The sequence below is a fragment of the Microbulbifer maximicatervae (SeqCode) genome, assembly GCF_052467065.1.
The window spans coordinates 3,475,202-3,493,070 of the sequence record NZ_CP174299.1; the positions used below are offsets into that span (position 1 = coordinate 3,475,202).

General features: G+C 51.3%; 18 protein-coding genes. 8 read left to right on the top strand and 10 right to left on the bottom strand.

The window, feature by feature from the left end; translation table 11 throughout:
- Positions 1–11: 11 nt before the first annotated feature.
- The gene (gene atzF / locus ACJJI1_RS15315) at positions 12–1,430 is read right to left on the bottom strand and encodes an allophanate hydrolase (RefSeq protein WP_444957205.1); all 1,419 of its coding nucleotides are present in this window, start codon (positions 1,428–1,430) and stop codon (positions 12–14) included.
- 135 nt (positions 1,431–1,565) lie between these two features.
- Positions 1,566–2,171, bottom strand: coding sequence for a hypothetical protein (locus ACJJI1_RS15320; RefSeq protein ID WP_444957206.1), 606 nt, complete (start codon positions 2,169–2,171; stop codon positions 1,566–1,568).
- A gap of 236 nt (positions 2,172–2,407) precedes the next feature.
- Between ACJJI1_RS15320 and djlA the strand changes: the two genes are divergently transcribed.
- The 3 genes from djlA (at position 2,408) to ACJJI1_RS15335 (ending at position 4,835) form a co-directional block, all read left to right on the top strand.
- Positions 2,408–3,205 (top strand): co-chaperone DjlA, encoded by a 798-nt coding sequence (djlA, locus tag ACJJI1_RS15325; protein WP_444957207.1) that lies wholly within the window; start codon positions 2,408–2,410, stop codon positions 3,203–3,205.
- Positions 3,206–3,251: 46 nt separating this feature from the next.
- Positions 3,252–3,560 carry a BolA family protein gene (locus ACJJI1_RS15330; RefSeq protein WP_282933570.1) on the top strand — a complete coding sequence of 103 codons (309 nt, stop codon included), beginning with the start codon at positions 3,252–3,254 and terminating at the stop codon, positions 3,558–3,560.
- A 429-nt stretch (positions 3,561–3,989) separates the two neighbouring features.
- Positions 3,990–4,835 carry an OmpW/AlkL family protein gene (locus ACJJI1_RS15335; protein WP_413665047.1) on the top strand — a complete coding sequence of 282 codons (846 nt, stop codon included), beginning with the start codon at positions 3,990–3,992 and terminating at the stop codon, positions 4,833–4,835.
- Positions 4,836–4,948: 113 nt separating this feature from the next.
- Here ACJJI1_RS15335 and ACJJI1_RS15340 read toward each other — a convergent pair whose 3' ends face one another.
- Positions 4,949–5,191 carry a hypothetical protein gene (locus tag ACJJI1_RS15340; protein ID WP_444957208.1) on the bottom strand — a complete coding sequence of 81 codons (243 nt, stop codon included), beginning with the start codon at positions 5,189–5,191 and terminating at the stop codon, positions 4,949–4,951.
- Between the two features lie 285 nt (positions 5,192–5,476).
- Between ACJJI1_RS15340 and ACJJI1_RS15345 the strand changes: the two genes are divergently transcribed.
- The gene (locus ACJJI1_RS15345; RefSeq protein WP_444957209.1) at positions 5,477–7,402 is read left to right on the top strand and encodes a cytochrome-c peroxidase; all 1,926 of its coding nucleotides are present in this window, start codon (positions 5,477–5,479) and stop codon (positions 7,400–7,402) included.
- A 72-nt stretch (positions 7,403–7,474) separates the two neighbouring features.
- On the opposite strand, the gene ACJJI1_RS15350 is transcribed toward ACJJI1_RS15345, so the two are convergent.
- The gene (locus ACJJI1_RS15350; protein WP_444957210.1) at positions 7,475–8,986 is read right to left on the bottom strand and encodes a CoA-acylating methylmalonate-semialdehyde dehydrogenase; all 1,512 of its coding nucleotides are present in this window, start codon (positions 8,984–8,986) and stop codon (positions 7,475–7,477) included.
- A gap of 98 nt (positions 8,987–9,084) precedes the next feature.
- Positions 9,085–10,890, bottom strand: a complete 1,806-nt coding sequence (gene recQ / locus ACJJI1_RS15355; RefSeq protein ID WP_444957211.1) for a DNA helicase RecQ — start codon at positions 10,888–10,890, stop codon at positions 9,085–9,087.
- 153 nt (positions 10,891–11,043) lie between these two features.
- Between recQ and ACJJI1_RS15360 the strand changes: the two genes are divergently transcribed.
- Positions 11,044–11,472: a hypothetical protein gene (locus ACJJI1_RS15360; RefSeq protein ID WP_444957212.1), complete on the top strand. Its 429-nt coding sequence runs from the start codon at positions 11,044–11,046 to the stop codon at positions 11,470–11,472.
- On the opposite strand, the gene ACJJI1_RS15365 is transcribed toward ACJJI1_RS15360, so the two are convergent.
- Positions 11,456–12,268, bottom strand: a complete 813-nt coding sequence (locus ACJJI1_RS15365; RefSeq protein WP_444957213.1) for a glutaminyl-peptide cyclotransferase — start codon at positions 12,266–12,268, stop codon at positions 11,456–11,458. The two genes, ACJJI1_RS15360 and ACJJI1_RS15365, sit on opposite strands and share 17 nt — an antisense overlap.
- A gap of 9 nt (positions 12,269–12,277) precedes the next feature.
- On the opposite strand from ACJJI1_RS15365, the gene ACJJI1_RS15370 reads away from it, so the two are divergent.
- Positions 12,278–12,913 carry a DUF502 domain-containing protein gene (locus ACJJI1_RS15370; RefSeq protein WP_108732551.1) on the top strand — a complete coding sequence of 212 codons (636 nt, stop codon included), beginning with the start codon at positions 12,278–12,280 and terminating at the stop codon, positions 12,911–12,913.
- Here ACJJI1_RS15370 and mnmC read toward each other — a convergent pair.
- The 4 genes from mnmC to ACJJI1_RS15390 all read right to left on the bottom strand — a co-directional run bounded on the left by mnmC (position 12,906) and on the right by ACJJI1_RS15390 (position 16,548).
- Complete coding sequence (gene mnmC / locus ACJJI1_RS15375) at positions 12,906–14,894, bottom strand: bifunctional tRNA (5-methylaminomethyl-2-thiouridine)(34)-methyltransferase MnmC2/FAD-dependent 5-carboxymethylaminomethyl-2-thiouridine(34) oxidoreductase MnmC1 (protein WP_444957214.1); 1,989 nt, start codon at positions 14,892–14,894, stop codon at positions 12,906–12,908. The two genes, ACJJI1_RS15370 and mnmC, sit on opposite strands and share 8 nt — an antisense overlap.
- 13 nt (positions 14,895–14,907) lie before the next feature.
- Positions 14,908–15,447: a flavodoxin FldB gene (fldB, locus tag ACJJI1_RS15380; RefSeq protein ID WP_444916615.1), complete on the bottom strand. Its 540-nt coding sequence runs from the start codon at positions 15,445–15,447 to the stop codon at positions 14,908–14,910.
- Between the two features lie 14 nt (positions 15,448–15,461).
- Positions 15,462–15,935, bottom strand: a complete 474-nt coding sequence (trmL, locus tag ACJJI1_RS15385; RefSeq protein ID WP_108732553.1) for a tRNA (uridine(34)/cytosine(34)/5-carboxymethylaminomethyluridine(34)-2'-O)-methyltransferase TrmL — start codon at positions 15,933–15,935, stop codon at positions 15,462–15,464.
- Between the two features lie 82 nt (positions 15,936–16,017).
- Positions 16,018–16,548, bottom strand: a complete 531-nt coding sequence (locus ACJJI1_RS15390; protein ID WP_282933559.1) for a glycine cleavage system transcriptional repressor — start codon at positions 16,546–16,548, stop codon at positions 16,018–16,020.
- Positions 16,549–16,640: 92 nt separating this feature from the next.
- Between ACJJI1_RS15390 and ACJJI1_RS15395 the strand changes: the two genes are divergently transcribed.
- Both ACJJI1_RS15395 and ACJJI1_RS15400 read left to right on the top strand, forming a co-directional pair.
- Entirely contained in the window at positions 16,641–16,985 is a 345-nt protein-coding gene (locus ACJJI1_RS15395) for an MTH1187 family thiamine-binding protein (protein WP_444942219.1), read from the top strand.
- 16 nt (positions 16,986–17,001) lie between these two features.
- Positions 17,002–17,814 carry a class I SAM-dependent methyltransferase gene (locus tag ACJJI1_RS15400; protein WP_444935462.1) on the top strand — a complete coding sequence of 271 codons (813 nt, stop codon included), beginning with the start codon at positions 17,002–17,004 and terminating at the stop codon, positions 17,812–17,814.
- The last annotated feature ends 55 nt before the right edge of the window (positions 17,815–17,869 follow it).

Here is a 17,869-nt window from a genome sequence, read left to right on the forward strand (position 1 = left end):
GTCCGGTGTAGCTAATGGCGAGAGCCGCTGTCTTGGTTAGATGTCTCTCCCGGGCGTTCTCCTGTAGCAGCCAATGGGAGATTACAGGCCTGGTGTAAACTATTAGAAAAACTTAGCAGGGACATATCGCAATGTTTCTGGCTAAACAAAGTGACTCCCCAGCTAATTCCGGAACTGAGAAAGCCAGCGGGCACTGCGGTCGCAGAATAGTCCAATAAATTCATAAAATTTGTGTAGGTTCCGAGAATAGAATTTCTTTGAATGGGTTGCTCGGATATTTGCTGGCGGGTGTAAGCAGTCGGTATAGTGGGAATAATGATAAAATCGACATTCTCCAGTGTTTTATCACAGGTTCTCTTTAGTGCTTGTAAGCGGTATTGTCCCAAGAAAGCATCAGCTGCAGTTTTTGTTTCCGCGGAGTTAATAACCTTCCGGATTACCTCAAGCATGGATTTAGGTTTTACACCTTGAGTTGCAATCCAGCGCTCGGCTACCCAAGGACCTTCGTATAGTAGCTTTGCCGCTTCTATAAAAGGATTAAAGTCTACAGTTACAGCCCGTCCGCCCAGCACTTTTAATTTTTTGATAGATTGATCAAAGAGTGCCTGGGTTTCTTTGTTCCCTTGAAAATCAAGTTGTTCAGGTATACCAAAAGAAAAACTGATCTTATTGTTAGGGAAGCTTTCCTGGAAGTACCGCAGCCTATTTGAAGATGGGGTGGTACGGCTATAGATATCGGCTGAATCAAATTTCGCCGTAATATCAAGTAGCTTGGCGGCGTCTTGACAATTTAGGGCGAATATTGACACGCAGTCGAGACTTTTACAGGCGGGGACAACCCCTGTAGTGCTCAGCAGTCCCCGAGTGGGTTTGTGGCCTATTAAATTATTGAGTGCCGCAGGTACCCGACCAGAGCCAGCAGTATCTGTTCCCAAAGCAAAACTGACTTGCCCAAGTGCTGTGGCAATAGCTGATCCCGCACTGCTCCCGCCAGAAATATACTCCTGGTTAAAAGAGTTTTTACCTTCTCCGTAAGGGGAGCGAACACCTACTAGACCGGTGGCGAATTGATCGAGATTGGTTTTGCCGAGCGGCACGGCTCCTGCTTCAATCAATAGCTTTACAACAAATGCGCTTTCGCGAGGGATATAGCTAAAGTCTGGGCAGGCTGCTGTTGTAGGTACTCCAGCAAGATCAATATTATCCTTGATAGCAAAGGGCACTCCGTATAATGGCAGATCGCTGGGCCTTATTCGGTCCAATGTTTCTAGATAGGGCTCTAGCTCTTCTCGCGTTAATAGGGTTATCCAGGCGTTATAATTGGCTTGCTGCAGTGCTTGCTTTAATAGACTGGCAATGAGTTCACGCGGTGTTGTAATACCTTGGGAGTAGGTGTTTCTTAGATGGTCTAGCGTTAAATCGTGGGCCATAAAAGGGTTCCGAGAATAACTTCAACTAGATACCGGACTGTTATTTATTTCGATGTTTGTACTACTAAGATTATATTTTTTAAAAATTTTTATCTCAATGTAAACCGCATAATTTTAGATTTAGCAAATACATAATTAGTTTGATGTCCTCTCCGGTGGACAGGGTGTCCCTGCTGCAATCCAACCTTTCATTGCTTCAATGAACTTATCGTGGGGGATATTTACCGGTTGGCGGCTGTCACCTGGGTGCCATCCCCACAATACCAGTGGGCTGGTACTGACAAACTCCAGTTGACTGGTTGGTGCTCGCCCGCCGTTGTCTTGGGGAGTAGTTAGCAGCTTGCAGATTTGAGCTGAGGATTTTTGTGACCAGTTCAACTCAATGGGTGCCATAACCCACCCTGGAGCTCCAGGTGCACCGGTAACAGGGTTGTTTTTATTTGAATGGCAGTTATTGCAACGCATGGTACCTGCCCCCATATTATCTGGACCGCGCTCCACTCTAGGAACATGGGGAGACCCTTCATTTATAAGTGGCATCTCCAACTGGTGGCAATTGAGGCAGCGGGGGTGCAGAAGGACCTCTACGATAGTTTCCCAGTCGTGGTGCCCTGGAGTGCTGCTGACCTCCTCTTGCTGGGATGCACCTCGATGTTGATCGCAACCGGTTAACGTGAGGAGTGCTATGGCACACAAAGCCAATAGGGGGCGAAAGAGAGCTGTGTCTGGCCGTATTTTCATTCGGCTTGCCTTTAAGTTCGATTTTCACTCTCAAACATAATTGGGCCTGAGGACTAGTGATAGTTTCGAGATTGATTGCCGCGTCAAAAGATAGACCTGGCGGGTTCAGTTCTATTGGGTTGTGACCAGTTATTCATATTTGGGGATTAAGGCGCCGTAGTACGTGGTATGATAGGCGCGTTTTACATGTTTGATTCTTATATAGCGGGCGCGACTTTTAGCGTCTAGGAGAGCGTATGTCCTGGTTAGGGGCGGGGATAGGTGCAGGCTTTGGTTTTATGTTCGGTGGCCCTTTTGGCGGCCCAATTGGTGCGGCATTGGGAGCCTGGATCGGCAGTTCATTTGGTTCCAGTTTGCAGCAGCGCCTTGGGAAGGCTGCTTCGGCCCTGAGCAGGGATGGAGCCCAGACAATCTTCATCGTGACTCTATTTTCGATGTTGGCAAAAATGGCTAAGGCAGATGGCCTGGTTTCTAAAGCTGAAGTGGAGTTTATAGAGGGCTTTATTAGAAACAACCTCCGTCTAGGCACTGAGGAGCGCAAGCATGCAATCCGTATTTTTGAAAATGCCAAGACTGATAAGTACAGCATTTACGATTACGCAAAACAGTATCGCCAGCTGGTTCGCGATCAAGCAATGCGGGAAATGGTGTATCGCCTATTATTTGCTGTTGCTTATGCCGATGGTGAATTACACAGCGCAGAAGAAGAAATTTTAAAACGCATCACTATTGATCTTGGCTTGCATGAATCTTTATTTGCGGCAATGCAAAATGAGTTTTTGCACGGGGGTAGGAGTACGGCTGCAAATCTGGAGCAGCATTACGCAGTGTTGGGTTGTACCCCGGAGACCAGTGATAAAGAGCTTAAATTAGCTTATCGCCGAAAAGCAGCAGAGTATCATCCAGATAAAATTGCTTCCAAGGGGTTGCCTGAAGAGTTTATGCGTCATGCGGATGATCAGATGAAAAGTATTACTGTTGCCTATGAAGCGATTGTTGAGGCGAGAAAGCAACAGGCTAAGGTTGTCAGCTAGGTTCTGGAAAGTAGCCTTGCTGTATCGCAAATAAAGGAGTTGATAGATGAGTCTTGCTGAGACAATTAAAGATAAACTGACTGCGGAATTTTCGCCTCAGCATATTGAAGTGCAATGCGAAAGTCATATGCACAATGTGCCTGTTGGCTCTGAAATGCACTTTCGGGTCGTCTTGGTGAGTGAGGCGTTCAATTCGGCAAGGAAAGTGCAGCGCCATCAAAAAGTCTATGCGGCATTGTCTGAAGAAATGGCCGGCCCGATACATGCTCTGGCTCTGCACACTTACAGCCCGGAAGAGTGGGAGGGGCAGGCCCCCCAGAGTCCTGAATGCCAGGGTGGTGGAAAAAAGTCGTAATTCAGCGCTTTATTTAAAACAACTCAGACAGGTTCCAGTTCTGGGACCTGTCGCGTTTTTCATGTAAACAGCCATTCAAAAATTTTTAGTTTCTTTTTGCGTCACGAAAGCCCTCATAAGCTTTTGCTGGTTGTAAAAATCAGTGGTGAAATGGCGTCTATTTTTTGTTTATTAATTTCGATCTCTTCATATCTCTCTTGCTCTGGTGGCCGCTAGAATTCCAAGAGGCGCCTATCCATTTTAAAAATCATACTTTGTTCGGGAAAATTAAACGCCAAAAAGCGGTTTAAGTGCCAGAAAACAATAAATACTTTTTTACACGCCAACATTTGTTTGTTTTTTCTACACCTGTTACTTCGTGCGACTAGACTGACCATTGATTGGGCTGATTGCTGTTTGATCTGCTGAATATCAATGGAGTTACCACAAATGAAGATGACGCGTATTCTGATCCCCGTTATGACGCCCCTCGCCTTAGCAATCTCTAGTGTCGCTTCGGCAGGACCGGCTGGCTATGCCCCCCCCCCACCAAAGACCCAGGAGTTTAAGGTTCGAATTGGTGGGGCCTATATCTCGCCTAATTCGGACAATGCCACTTTTGCTGACAGATGGCTCGAAGGGCCAGATGACTTTATTGACGATTGGGGTGCATTCCGCTCTAACATTGATCCCAGTGATGAGTGGGGCTGGTTTATCAATGTAGAGTGGCGGGCTACCGACCATATGAGTGTATCCCTGAGTTACACCGAGGGTGACCGCCACACAGGAGGAGATAACAGACCTTGGTTACGTCGTTTTAACCCGGACTTTGATGAGTTCCACCGCCGTCGCGACTTCGCTAGATGGAAGCCTCAAATCACGGCTGCTTATCTGAATTATTATCCTTTAGATCCCAGCTGCATGGTTCAGCCTTATATGGGAGTAGGTATTAACTATACCGACTTTACCGATGAGCGCCTGAGACATTGGGGTTGGTGGGATTTCGATGATGATGTTGAAGTGTTCCGGCCTTGGGATGGTCGTGTAAACCTGGGTGACAACTGGGGATACACTTGGCAGATTGGTGTCGACTTTAATTTCGGTCATGATAGTAGCTGGCTGATTAATCTTGCCGCTATTTACTATGATGTAGATACCGATATTGAGGTGGATGCCTTCTGGTTCGATACCAATGATGACAATGAGTTCTATCGCCACAGATTTGGTGGTGATTACCTCTTTGACCCCTGGTCATTCAATATTGGTGTAGGCTACAAGTTTGATTTCCACTGGTAATCAGTCATGCAGCCAAAAAAGGGCGCTTCGGCGTCCTTTTTTATTTAACGCACATTTGATATTAAGGGGAAGGCGCTTAACCTTTCTTGGGTGCTGCAGTTATCAATCCTTGATTACAAGTGACGCTTATATTGATCACAGTTATATTCTTTAAATTTCTCTCTCAGTTTTCTTATCTTGTCTTTCCATTTTTCCATCTGCTTTCCTGATCCGCCATCTTTTCTCTCTTCGCGGAAGTGCTCAATTTTTTGTTGCCACTTTTTACATTTCTTAAAGGATGCATCCTCCTGTGCATGTGCTGGGTTGGTGGAGAGAAGTACAGCAATTAGTGCGACAGTTAGGCCTGTTATTTTCATTGTTTTTCTCGTTTGTTGGTACGCAGATGATCCCATCTTCCAAATATAAAGTAAATAACTTGAAGTCTGGAGGTGTTATCTGTGTGGTAAGTGTTCTCTTAATGGTGCTTGATTGTTCTTGGGGGATTTTTTTAAAAAATAATGCTCGATTGGTTCTCATTTTTTTATGGAGGTTTAATGTTGTTGTTGACTCTGTTTTTTGTGAATTGATAATCCCGCGCAAGAGGCTCCTTGATTGTTGAGTAATTTAGAGCTTGTTTATTTAACCAATAAATAAAACTAAAGATGAATTTATTTTTTAATAAGTATTTAAAGTTATTGCTGTCTGTAAATGCACGTATATTGGCTGTTTTTACAGTGCTGCTGCTTTGGGGGTGTGGCGGTGGAGGGAGCAGTGGCAGCTCTGGAGGTGACGATAGCTCGGGTTCCAGTGGGGGGCAGGTCTCTACAGATTTGGAGTCTCCCTCTAACTTAATAGCCGTCACGACTTCGGCTTCCACTATCCGTATCTCCTGGGAGCCAAATGAGAGTGGTGATGTTTCCTATTTAATATATCGCGATGGTGAAGAGATAGCGGAGACGCAGGCTGAGCGGTTCGAAGATAGTGGTTTGTCCAGCGGTACAAAATATAGCTACAGCGCTGCGGTGAAAGTCAGTGACGGTAGCTACAGTGAGCCGTCAAATGAGGATGTTGCAAGGACACTGGATAGCGATCGAGACGATGACTGGTATAACGGCACCTCCGTCGATACAACCTTTGCAGAAGTAAATACAACAATTGCACGTCTCGATGAATGTACGGCGGGTGAGCGAGTTAGCGATGTATGGGATATAGCTACAGAAAACCTTAATGAGTGTCTTAGGGCTGCCGCAGAGGTTATAAGCCTGGGAGATCGAGTAGGCGCATTAAGAGCTTATGTGGCGCGGCTGCGCAGAGAGGAAGATCCCGTACTTATTGAGTTGGGAATGCGCTTATTTCACAGTAAATCCCTGAGTTTAAATAACGATTCTTCGTGCTCATCTTGTCACCACCCCACACTGGGTTGTGGCAGTGATGGTTTGTCGTTACCGATTGGTGTAAATACGGTAAATCCTGACTTATTGGGGCCCGGTAGAAGCGATGGTAATCTGATGCCGCTATTACCGCGTAACTCGCCCCCCACCTGTAATTCTGCTATTTGGTCGGATAGCCTTTTTTGGGATAGGAGAGTCAGTTTCAGAACAGGTATTAACAACATTGAGGATAAAGCTACTTATTTAGCCAATCAGGTCAGAACTGATGATGGAGATGTCTCTGATGACGTAAATAGTTTTTCTGAAGAGATAGCCAGTAATTCCCTGACACTGTTGATGGCCCAGGCCCACTTTCCTGTAGTTACAGCAGAGGAAATGGGTGAGCGGGGAAGCTTTGCCAGTGATAGCGATTATCGCGAGAACATTGCGTCTGGTTTGAGTGATGAGTGGGATTCACTTTTCGAAGACGCTTTTGGGGATAGCGAAAAAACTTTCCTGCGGGTGTCTGAAGCCTTGGCTGCCTACCAGGCTTCCCAGCTATTTATTGATAACCCTTTCTTTGACTTCCTTGATGGCAATGATGATGCCATGACTGAGATGCAGAAACGTGGTGGAATCCTGTTTTACACCAACACTGCTTGTGCACAATGCCATGATGGGCCATTTTTTACTTTGGAAACGTCCAGGGGGTTTCGCTATCCACAAATTGGAGTCGGTACCAATGAAGATGGTAGCGATTTGGAAAGATATAGGGTGCCGTCGCTTCTCAATGTTTCCATTTCCGGTCCATGGGGGCACGCGGGACAGTTTGGCAGCTTAGAGCGAAATATCTCTCATTACTTCAATACTGTGGATTCCATCCAAAGTTATTTTGGTGTTGATGATACTGGCACACCCTTGACCGATACTGTTGCAGATTTGTGTGAGCTGGAGCAATTCGAGTATTTGGGCAGTGGTTGTGTTGATATTGTCGCACCCAATGGTTATCAGCTTACCATGGACTTGGTTGGTGATAGCCCAGCAAATCGTGGCGAGTCCGATGACGAAATCGAAATTTTGGCTGAGTTCCTCCGGGCTTTGACTGATCCCAGTGCGTTACCTGGGACTCCAGAAATCGATGTATTGATTCCGCCGAGAGATGGAGGCCCGGATGGCCGTCAGCTGGATGCGGTAGATCAGGAGGGGAACTCTTTATAGTAAGAAAAAAGTGCCCGACAAAATCGGGCACTTTTTTTGAAGGGGAAACCTGTGGGGCTGCCACCCCAGTGCTTACTGATTTGAGGGGAAACTGAACTGAATACCTTCCCTAACCCCGCTGGCAGGCCAGCGCTGGGTGATGGTTTTGCGTTTGGTGTAGAAACGCACTGAATCGGGTCCATATGCGTGAAGGTCACCAAACAATGAACGCTTCCAACCACCGAAACTGTGGTGTGCTACCGGTACCGGCAGAGGTACGTTGATACCGACCATTCCAACTTTAATATTGTCGCTGAAATAGCGTGCGGCCTCACCGTCGCGAGTAAATAGACAGGTGCCGTTACCGTATTCATGAGCATCGATAATATCCATTGCCTCTTGCATGGACTCGACACGCATCACACAGAGTACCGGGCCAAATATCTCCCCGCTGTGAATCGACATTTCCGGAGTAACTCGATCAAACAGGCAGGCACCTAGATAATTACCATTTTCAAAACCGGAAACGGTTTGGTTGCGCCCATCTACAGCCAACTCGGCACCTTCTTCGATACCAGCGGCAATATAACTCTCCACTTTTTGTAAGTGTTGCCGGGTTACCAGTGGCCCCATATCGCTTTGGCTGTCCATACCATCGCCGATTTTCAGATCAGCAATTTGTACTTTGAGCTTCTCAACAAGGGCATCGGCGGTTTCATTACCTACCGCTACAGCGACAGAGATGGCCATACAGCGTTCACCACAGGAACCATAGGCTGCGCCCATCAGAGCAGCGGCAGCGTTGTCCAGGTCGGCATCGGGCATGATGATCGCATGGTTCTTGGCACCACCAAACGCTTGCACTCTTTTTCCATGGGCGGTGCCTGTGGTGTAGACATACTCTGCGATCGGAGTCGATCCCACAAAGCTCACCGCTTGGACACGTTTATCGGTGAGGAGTGTATCGACGGCCTCTTTACCGCCGTTAACTACATTTAGTACCCCTGTAGGGATGCCGGCTTCTATACCCAGCTCCGCGATAAACAGTGCAGAGGAGGGGGTGCGTTCGGAGGGTTTTAGTACAAAGGTATTGCCGCAGGCAATTGCCATGGGCCACATCCACAGGGGGACCATAGCGGGGAAATTAAAGGGGGTTATGCCGGCACAAACACCCAGCGGTTGGAATTCGCTCCAGGAGTCTATTGCCGGCCCGACATTTTTACTGTGTTCGCCCTTTAGCATTTCCGGAGTAGAGCAAACGTACTCGATATTCTCGATGCCCCGCTGTAATTCCCCCATCGCATCGTCGAGGACTTTGCCGTGTTCCAAGGTAATCAGTTCACAGATCTTTGCGGCGTTCTCCTGCAGCAGGTCTCGCAGGCGGTACATAATTCGTACTCGCTTGGCCGTCGGAAGGTTTCGCCAAGCGGGGAAGGCTGCTTCAGCTGCACTAATGGCCTCTTCAACAGTCGCTTTAGAGGCTAGCGAAACCTGGGCGATCACTTCGTTGGTGGAGGGGTTGGTGACCTCTTGGAGTTCGGAGTTACCTGCGGCACCGGTGTCATTAACCATGTTGCCATTAATCAGGTGGCCGATTACTTTCATAGTTCTCTCTCAGTCGGGTTTATCAATTATTGTTCTACTGCTTTGCCCCTTTGTAACACAGCTCTGTGTTTTGGGGAAAAGCTCCCGACTGTTCGGAGTTATTCGTGTTTGGGAAAATCCCTGAGAACCGCCAAAAATGCATCGCCGAAGCGTTCGAGCTTACTGTCTCCAACGCCGGAGACCGCTAATAGCTCGCTGCGTGTTTGCGGGTGGGCTTGTACCATACCGCGCAGAGTCGCATCGTGGAAGACGACATAAGGCGGCACGCCGCGCTCTTCTGCCAACTGTTTGCGACAGTTGCGCAGGGCTTCCCAAAGCACTTGGTTTTCTGGGCTGAGATCATCCAGGCTGCGATTGTCACGGCTCTGCGAGCGTGCGGCTTTTGGGGGAAGCTTGCGCAGGTTGAGAGTCTCCTCCCGGCGCAGCAGCGGGCGACAAATTTCAGTGAGTCTCAGCCCTTGGAATTCACCTTCTACCTCTAAGTAACCGCGAACAATCAACTGCCGCACCATCGCCCGCCATTCGGCTGCGCTCAGGTCTTTGCCGATGCCATGAGTGGAGAGCTGATCGTGCTCGAATTTGCGGACTTTCTCGTTCTCGGAGCCGCGCAGTACATCGATCACGTGGCTAGCGCCAAAGCGCTGTCCGGTGCGATAGACACAGGAGAGTAGTTTTACCGCTGCCTCACTGGCATCCCAGGTGGCAGGTGGCTCCAGACAGGTGTCACAGTTGCCGCAAGGTTCGTCCAGTGGTTCCGCAAAATAGTCCAGCAGGGCCTGGCGGCGGCAGCTGGTGATTTCACACAGCCCAAGCATGGCATTCAGGCGGCTGCGTTCCTGGCGCTTGTGTTCTTCGCTGCCCTCTGAGGACTCCACCATCTGGCCGATCTTTACCACATCCTCGAGACCGTAGAGGAGTAAAGCAACTGAGGCCCCACCATCGCGGCCGGCACGGCCCGTTTCCTGGTAGTAGGCTTCTATGCTTTTGGGCAGGTCCAGGTGAACAACGAAACGCACATCCGGCTTATCAATCCCCATACCAAATGCAATGGTGGCGACAACAATGACGCCCTCTTCACGCAGGAAGCGGCGCTGGTGCTCGGCGCGGGTCTCGGCGGGTAGCCCGGCGTGATAGGGCAAGGCAGTGAAGCCCTGCTGGCTCAACCACTCCGCAGTGTTCTCCACTTTGGCTCGGGACAGGCAGTAAATAACCCCGGCGTTGCCCTGGTGTCCGTTTTGTAAGAATTGCAGCAGTTGGCGGCGCTGGTTGTCCTTGGGCTCAATGCGGTACTGGATATTGGGGCGGTCGAAGCTGCTGACAAAGTGGCGGGCCTCTTCCAAGTCCAAGCGGCGAGCAATTTCTGCACGGGTGCGCTTGTCTGCTGTCGCTGTCAGGGCAATACGGGGTACCCGGGGGAATTGCTCGTGCAGGCAGTTGAGTTGCAGATAGTCGGCGCGAAAGTCGTGCCCCCATTGGGAAACACAGTGGGCTTCATCAATGGCAAACAGCGACAGTTCCACCCTTTGCAGTAATGACAGGGTTCGAGGCTGTAGCAACCGCTCCGGGGCCAGATAGAGGAGATCCAGCTCACCGTGTAATAGCTGGTTTTCGATTGCCTGGATTTCGTCGTAGGCCACTGATGAATTCAAGTAAGCGGCGCGGATGCCGGCTTCCTGAAGAGCTTCTACCTGGTCCTGCATCAGGGCAATCAGGGGGGAGATTACAACTCCACACCCGGGGCGTGCCAGGGCGGGAATCTGGTAGCACAGGGATTTACCACCGCCGGTGGGCATTAATACCAGGGCATCATTGCCGGCTACCAGTGTGTCGATAACTGCTTTTTGAGGATCGCGGAAATCGGTATAGCCAAAAACGTGTTCGAGAATATGTTGTGGGGAATTCATGGGCGGGGAGTATACCTTGTGGCTCGATCGCGCGTGGTATGTTTATTGATGAGTATGCCGCTGAAATTGAATGAAATTGACGGCTTTACGCCTGTGACATATTTCGCGGGTTATAATCCTACGCCATCACAGCGGCAAGCTAAGGATAGGGCTATGCGCACATTGATTTTGTCAACTGTGTTGTCGTTGACGGTTCCTGCCGGACTTCTGGGGTGCGCCTCCACCTCCCCACATAATCTGGTTCAATCTGTTGTTGCTGACACTCACCTGGGGTGGCAAACAGCACCGGAAAACCAACTGGCATTTTCCCTGGCGACCGCATCGGGTGTTGCCCAGGTTGAGCTACAGCCTTTGCCGGAAGAGTTCACAGTGGTCACTCTCGAGTTACCCGGCATGCAAAAAGTTGAAAATATTCAGTGGGAAAATGAAGAAGGGAAATTCACTACGCTGTATGACGGCGAGGTGAGTTTGGAAGGCGTCAGCATACAGAGCCGGGGGCACGGCTATCGCTTGCAGTTGCAGTTGTCTGCGATGGACTATCTCCGGGATGGGGGGGTGCTGACCGTTACGGATCAGCGTTAGAAACTCTACTGGTACGCTCAAAGCCCAGTCCTGCAGGGCGAATCAAATAGAGCTGTTTCCAGTACTTTCCAGTTACCCAAAGCCCATTTTTGGCTTTGTCCCAGGCGATCCCATTGGCCACGGTGTCAGGATGATTTCTGCCGGCCGGATTGAGAGCGCTGAGATCGATAATGCCGCGCACCTGGCCACTCTCCGGATCGATGGCAATAATCTGTTTTTCTTGCCATATATTTGCCCAAATCAGGCCCTGGGCAAATTCCAATTCATTGAGTCTGGACCAGTTTTTACCTCCGCCTTGAACTTTGAGGTGTCGCACTACCTCAAAAGTATCGGGATCGCGGAAAACCAGTTCGCCACTGCCATTACTCATAATCAGCTGCTGGCCATTACTGGTGAGGCCCCAGCCTTCGCCTCGATAGTGCATGACCTTCAAATGTTGGAGCTTGTCTGCGTGGTAGACATGGACCTCTCCCGCCTTGTAGGTCAGCAGGTAAAGTTTATCGTTGAGAACTGTGAGCCCTTCGGCGAAACGATTCCTAGCCAGCCATTTGCGTCTTACTGGATTGGCCCCAGGGTCGGTATACTCGGCGAGCCAGGAGCGGCGGTAGCGACCACTGCTCTCCCACCAGCGTTGACCATCGTAGAAAAGCCCCTGGGTGAAATGGTCCCCTCCACGCTGGCGCTCTTCCAGGATGGAAAAAGGGATTGTCTGGAGTTGTGTCTCTGCAGCTGCACTTTGCGGCCACAGGGCGTAAAGCAATAACAGTATCCAGCTGTTCACGAGAAGTCGGTTCATCAATAGCCTATGACCAGAATTAAAACTTTTATCACTTTGACGCTGCTGGGTGGACTCGCAGTGGTGCTGCCTATAGCTATCTTTGTCCTGCTGTTTCAGTGGCTGTTCGGTCAAGTTAGTGATCTTGTAGCTCCCGCTGTGGTGTGGCTTGAGGCGCATACAGAATTTAAGAATACCCTTGCCAGGCTCGTGGTGATAGCCCTGATCCTTGGTGGTTGTTTCGCGATTGGTTTGTTGGTGAAAACCAGTGTTGGCAGCTGGTTGCACCGCCATGTGGATCACTGGTTGGGACGCCTGGCGCCGGGTTACAGCACCATCAAAGATGTGGTGATCCAGTTTATTGGTGGCGGTGGTGAAGGTGTGCTGGCGGGGCCGGTAGCCAAGGTCCGCATTCACGGCATTGATAATCCGCTCACTGTCACCGCAATTGTCACTTCTCAACACCCCAATGGAGATATGACTGTCTATGTGCCCACAGCGCCGGTACCCACCTCCGGGTTTGTGTTTCACGTACCGGCAGAGTGCGTAGAAATACTGCCCGGCGTGAGTGTTGAGGCGGCGATGAAGACGATCGTCGCCTGTGGTTCCGGCAGTGCCAACTTGCTGTCTTCAGAGAAGAAGGAGACTGGAGTCCCCTCTACTTGATATCCCGGTTTCTACCCAGATCGCGAATGGCAAAGCGAGCCGGGTGCAGTGCTTTGGCCAGGGTTGCGCTGACCGGAAGGGGCTCGTTGAGCATCCAGGCAGTCAGTACCTCGGCTGTTAGTGGTGCGTAGGTAAAGCCACGGGAACCCAAGCCTCCCATTACATAGAGACCTTGCTGGTAGCCAGCCCGCTCGGGGACGTACTGCTTGCGGTTCTTGCGCAGTGCGACATAGGTATCGCTGATAGAGTCCCAGATAGGTAGGGGGCCGGCTAAGGGTAGGTAGTCGGGTGTCGCTGCGCGCAAAGCCGCTCGGCCAGAGAGAGACTGTTGTGAGAACTCATCTGCTATTTGCGGCAGTAGCTCCGCCAGGGTTTGCAGGTTCTCGCTGTGCTCGCTATCCCGCAGCTCGGTGGCGGTCTCCTTGAGCTTAAAGGTGGCACCAAAGCTCTGGCGGCCCTGATACGCTGGAGTGATATAACCCTCACCGCAAAGAGCCATTTGCAACTGCGAAGAGTTTTCAGTGGCGGCTGCTCTGGATACCTGCCCGCGAATTGGCCTCAAGGGGAGTACCGCCGCAGGGGCAAACTGGCGAATGTCATTGGCACCGCACAGAACTACCGCATCAAATTGAAAATCACTGCGGTCTGTTTTTACTGACCAACCGCTCGATTCTCGCTCTAACTCTTTTACCAAGCTGTTGCTGTGCAGGTTGATATTTGGGTGCTGCAATAAAGTGGCGCAGACTTTGCGCGGTTCAATCCACCCGGCGTGAGGAAAGTGCAGTCCACCCACGGGTAGGTCCACGCCGGCCAGGGAGCTGGCCGCTCGAGCATTGACAGGTTCAGCCAATAGCTGCCCATCGCTCTCCGCCAGTGTGGCGGCAACCTGACTCTGTAATTGCTGTTCCCGCTCAGTTTGCGCCAATTGAAGCAGACCGCTGAAGTGGCTCACTTTAGAGCAGCGGCTGCGATAGTAGCGCTGGGCAAACATCAAAGCGTGGAGATTGAAGTCTCCGTTGGGGCCGGGCTTGGGAGATAACTTGGCGTATAGAATTCCCTGGTCATTCCCAGAACCACCAGAGCCGGGTTCCTCACCCTGCTCAAATACCTGAACATTGATGCCGCGCTCTGCCAGTGCCCGGGCAATAGTGGCACTGGCTATTCCCGCGCCGACAATAGCGACGGTTTTAGGAGGCTTGCTTTCCTGGTGAGGCAGGTGCCACGGAGTTTCTCTGGTTTCGCTTACTTGTGGGCTCTCCAGAGTGCCACACAGCATCTCTCTTTTGCGCCCGAAGCCGGGAACCTTGCGCAGGGAAAAACCAGCATCGCGGAGTCCGCGCTTAACCAGCCCGGCACAGGTAAAGGTGGCGAAAGTGGCGCTGGGACTGCTCAGAGCGGCCATGTTGTTAAACAGCTCTGGTGTCCACATATCCGGGTTCTTGGCTGGGGCAAAACCGTCCAGGAACCAAGCGTCTACCTGGTGATCGCTGTCCCTTTGCAGGCGCAAGCTGTTCAGGGCTTCACTTGCCTCCCCGATAATCAGGGTCAGGCTGATTGGACCAAAGTGCAGTCGGTGAATACCGGCGGCCAGCAGGGGAGGGTAGCTATCAATCAAAGGCTGGGCGAACGGGGCCAGTTGTGGCCAGAGATCCAGTGCCCGGCGCAGGTCGCTGGGACGCAGCGGGAACTTCTCGACCGAAATAAAGTGCAAGCGAGCACTTTCCGGGGCCGTTTTCTGCCAAAGCTCCGCAGCGGCGAGAAAGTTCAGGCCGGTGCCGAAGCCAGTCTCGGCGATGGTAAAGGTGTCGTTCTCCGCGAGCTGTTGCCAGCGTTCAGCCAGGGCATTTTGCTGCAGGAAAACGTAGCGGGTTTCCTCTAGGCCGGAGGCGCTGGAAAAATAGATGTCGTCGTAGGCGCGAGACAGCGGTTGGCCGTCTTCACGCCATTCAATTTCTGCGTACTTCTTGTCCGGTTCGCTCACAATAAGACTTCCGTCAGCCCCCATCCTGCAAGCCAAACTCGCGCATTACCTGGGCGCACCAGCGCTGGATACGCTCCTCGCTCAGATCGAATTCGTTCTCCTCGTCCAGGGCCAGCCCGACAAACTGGCTACCATCGGCGGTTAGCCCCTTGGACTCTTCAAACTCGTAACCTTCTGCGGACCAATAGCCCACTGCACGGGCGCCGCAGGCGAGGAGCTGTGAATGCAAATAGCCCAAGGCGTCCTGGAACCACTGGGGGTAGCCTTCCTGATCACCCAGACCAAACAGCGCGACCTTTTTCTCGTGCAGGTCCAGCGCGGCCAAGTCGTCCCAGATATTTTCCCAGTCCTCTTGCAGTTCGCCGTAGTCCCAGGTGGGAATGCCGAACAAAAGGAAGTCGTAGTCTTCGGCGAGGCCAATATCCGCCTCTGCGATATTGTGGATATCAATCCATTGAGGACCGATACACTGGCGGATCTTCTCCGCAGCCATTTCGGTATAGCAAGTGCTGGAACCGTAAAAGAGTCCGATTGGGGCTTGGGAACTTTGCATAACAGGTGAACTTCTTACTGCTGGGACACGGCGCCACTAAAATCCAATTGTCGCCAAGCCTCGTAGATAACAATGGCGGCGGCATTGGACAGGTTGATACTGCGGCTCTCGGCACGCATGGGGATACGCAAAGTGTTTTCGGCCCCTACTGCTTGCAGGAACTCTGCGGGTAGCCCCCGGGTCTCCGGGCCAAACACAATGGCGTCATCCGCCTGGAATTCGATCGCGGTATGGCTTTTGCTTCCCTTGGTGGAGAGCGCCAGCACCCTGGCGGGTTGTTCGCTATCGATAAAGGTCTGCCAGTCCTTGTGGCGCACCACGCGACTGTACTCGCTGTAGTCGAGGCCGGCGCGACGCAGGCGTTTGTCATCCATATCGAAACCCAAGGGCTCGATAAGGTGCAGCTCTGCCCCGGTATTGGCACAAAGTCGAATAATATTGCCGGTATTTGGCGCTATTTCAGGTTGGTATAGAACAATCTTGAACATGAGGTGGCGTTTGCGCTGGAGAGACTTCTAGCTAGACCGGACAGCAGTGCCCGGCCCTGTACGGCTGCGGATTATTCCACAATTAGATGGGGGTGGCGATCTCCTCGCAATCGATCTCGACCCCAAGTTCATTGGCAATCTGGTCCAGATCGTCACGCAAGCCGTCGAGATCTATGTCTTCGGCCACACTGATGGTGCACTCGGCATTAAACAGGGGCTCACCGCTCCAGGGAGTACTGCCGTAAGTGGTTTCCAGGTGCTCCATATTGATATGGTGGGCGGTAAGGGCGCGCGAGATCTCGCGGACTATGCCGGGACGGTCGTTGCCAACCAGTTTCAGCGTCAGCGTTTGCTGGGGTTTGGCGGATACTGCAATGGCATCTTCAATAACCAGGTTGTAGCCTGCGTTTGCCAGGGCTGACAACGCTTCTTTTAGTGTCTCACTTTTATCTGCGGGCACCGCCACCCGCAGGATTCCGGCAAACTTCCCAGCGAAGTGGGCCATATGGCTGTCTTCCCAGTTGCCGCCGTTATCTGCGATAACTGCTGAAAGCTTTTCCACGACACCGGGCTTGTCATCAGAGATCATGGAGATAACGAGATGCTGTTGCATATAGGGTTCCTTTGCTTCACGAGAGACGTTGAGCTGACATTGTAATAGGATCTCGTCGAATAACTCTATCGGCCAATCTCAAAAGCGTTATTTTGAAACCATTATCCAAGTACTTTAACGAGGGACTGTTGATGAACGTGATTGCGGACTTATGTGTGATCCCTATCGGCGTTGGTGTTTCCGTCAGTAAATACGTTGCTGAGTGTGAGCGGGTGCTGGAAGAGGCGGGGCTTTCCTATCGCCTGCACGCATACGGTACCAATATCGAGGGGGACTGGGATAAGGTGATGGCGGCAGTTAAAGAGTGCCACGAGCGGGTACATCAAATGGGCGCCGACCGAATCAGTTCCAGTCTGAAATTGGGAACTCGTATTGATCGCGAGCAATCTATGCAGGATAAGATCGACAGTGTGCAAACGAAGTTGGACCAACGATAACAACACAGGAAAAACTATGACGAGCAATTTTAAGAAATCCCTGGTGGCCCTGGCCGGTGCCTTGGCTTTGGCGGGCACAGCCCAGGCTGCAGATTTCTCTGCTGCCATTAAGGGGGATCATCGCAACAAGGATTATGTCGCCCGTGATCAGTACCGCAATCCAGCGGAGACCCTGAAGTTTATGGGGATCGAGCCGGATATGACGGTAGTGGAAATTACTCCGGGTGGCGGTTGGTACACCGAAATTCTGGGGCCCTACCTGAGCAAGGAAGGGACCTTATATGCGGCGCACTTCCCCGAGAATAGTGAGTCCGACTACTTCAAGCGCTCCCTGAAGAACTTCAAAGCGAAGCTGGCTGCCAATGATAAGGCCTACAAGAAAGTGATTGTGACTGAGTTTGCCCCGCAAACCGGTCGCGAGATTGCTCCGGCAGGCAGTGCCGATGCCGTAGTAACTTTCCGCAACGTACACAACTGGATGTATCGCGATTATGCCGATGAAGCTTTTGCCAGCTTTTTTGCCGCGCTGAAGCCCGGTGGTGTTCTGGGGATCGTTGAGCACCGTGCCAAGCCAGGTACCAGCCTGGAAGATATGGTGAAAAGTGGTTATGTCACCCAGGAATATGTTATCGACCTGGCTAAAAAAGCGGGCTTTGAGTTCGAAGAGGCCAGCGAGGTAAATGCGAACCCCAAAGACACTGCTGACCACCCTAAAGGCGTATGGACCTTACCACCGGTAATGCGCTTGGGTGAAGAGGACCGTGAAAAGTATCTCGCTATCGGCGAGAGCGATCGTATGACCCTGCGCTTCCGCAAACCCAAGTCCTGATCGTTTTACAATATTCTGGGGGTGGCTATGGCTGCTCCCAGCCTACCTGAATTAG

Bases quoted from the DNA above. Each gene is read 5' to 3' on its own strand.
- ACJJI1_RS15330 (WP_282933570.1), top strand. From the start codon at position 3,252: ATGAGTCTTGCTGAGACAATTAAAGATAAACTGACTGCGGAATTTTCG.
- fldB (WP_444916615.1), bottom strand. From the start codon at position 15,447: ATGCAAAGTTCCCAAGCCCCAATCGGACTCTTTTACGGTTCCAGCACT.
- ACJJI1_RS15400 (WP_444935462.1), top strand. From the start codon at position 17,002: ATGACGAGCAATTTTAAGAAATCCCTGGTGGCCCTGGCCGGTGCCTTG.
- ACJJI1_RS15360 (WP_444957212.1), top strand. From the start codon at position 11,044: ATGCGCACATTGATTTTGTCAACTGTGTTGTCGTTGACGGTTCCTGCC.
- ACJJI1_RS15390 (WP_282933559.1), bottom strand. From the start codon at position 16,548: ATGCAACAGCATCTCGTTATCTCCATGATCTCTGATGACAAGCCCGGT.
- ACJJI1_RS15335 (WP_413665047.1), top strand. From the start codon at position 3,990: ATGAAGATGACGCGTATTCTGATCCCCGTTATGACGCCCCTCGCCTTA.
- ACJJI1_RS15370 (WP_108732551.1), top strand. From the start codon at position 12,278: ATGACCAGAATTAAAACTTTTATCACTTTGACGCTGCTGGGTGGACTC.
- ACJJI1_RS15320 (WP_444957206.1), bottom strand. From the start codon at position 2,171: ATGAAAATACGGCCAGACACAGCTCTCTTTCGCCCCCTATTGGCTTTG.
- ACJJI1_RS15345 (WP_444957209.1), top strand. From the start codon at position 5,477: ATGAATTTATTTTTTAATAAGTATTTAAAGTTATTGCTGTCTGTAAAT.
- ACJJI1_RS15365 (WP_444957213.1), bottom strand. From the start codon at position 12,268: ATGAACCGACTTCTCGTGAACAGCTGGATACTGTTATTGCTTTACGCC.
- recQ (WP_444957211.1), bottom strand. From the start codon at position 10,890: ATGAATTCCCCACAACATATTCTCGAACACGTTTTTGGCTATACCGAT.
- djlA (WP_444957207.1), top strand. From the start codon at position 2,408: ATGTCCTGGTTAGGGGCGGGGATAGGTGCAGGCTTTGGTTTTATGTTC.
- ACJJI1_RS15350 (WP_444957210.1), bottom strand. From the start codon at position 8,986: ATGAAAGTAATCGGCCACCTGATTAATGGCAACATGGTTAATGACACC.
- trmL (WP_108732553.1), bottom strand. From the start codon at position 15,935: ATGTTCAAGATTGTTCTATACCAACCTGAAATAGCGCCAAATACCGGC.
- atzF (WP_444957205.1), bottom strand. From the start codon at position 1,430: ATGGCCCACGATTTAACGCTAGACCATCTAAGAAACACCTACTCCCAA.
- ACJJI1_RS15340 (WP_444957208.1), bottom strand. From the start codon at position 5,191: ATGAAAATAACAGGCCTAACTGTCGCACTAATTGCTGTACTTCTCTCC.